We start from the raw sequence: 306 nt of genomic DNA, 5'->3' as shown, positions 1-306 counted from the left end.
GGCTGGGCGGCTCGCGTGAGCTGGGCGCCACGGGGTTCAGCACGGCGGGCGGGACGGGCTGGCAGCGGCACTACCAGATCAGCGGGTTCGGGGTGCGCGCGTGGAGCGCCGCGCCCGACGGGACCGTCACGCCCGGCCCCGAGGACGCGCGCCTCACGGTGCAGGGCACGGACCTCGTGCTGGACACGGACGTCCCGGCGGGCCGCTACAGCTACTGGGTGACGAGCAGCGTGTACTCGCCCCTCACGCCGGACGGGGCGCTCGCGCCGGACGTGACGGGCGGCCCCGAATCGCTCGTGGTGGCCG

General features: G+C 76.8%; 1 protein-coding gene. It reads left to right on the top strand.

All coding sequences use genetic code 11. The features are described from left to right. Positions 1–306 (top strand): DOMON domain-containing protein (locus DEIPI_RS38690; RefSeq protein WP_483782844.1); only part of this gene is annotated, 306 nt, incomplete at both ends.

It is taken from the genome of Deinococcus pimensis DSM 21231, from assembly GCF_000519345.1.
GTDB lineage: Bacteria > Deinococcota > Deinococci > Deinococcales > Deinococcaceae > Deinococcus_A > Deinococcus_A pimensis.
Note: the sequence above shows the minus strand (reverse complement) of the source record. Positions and strands in the feature narration are given on the sequence as shown.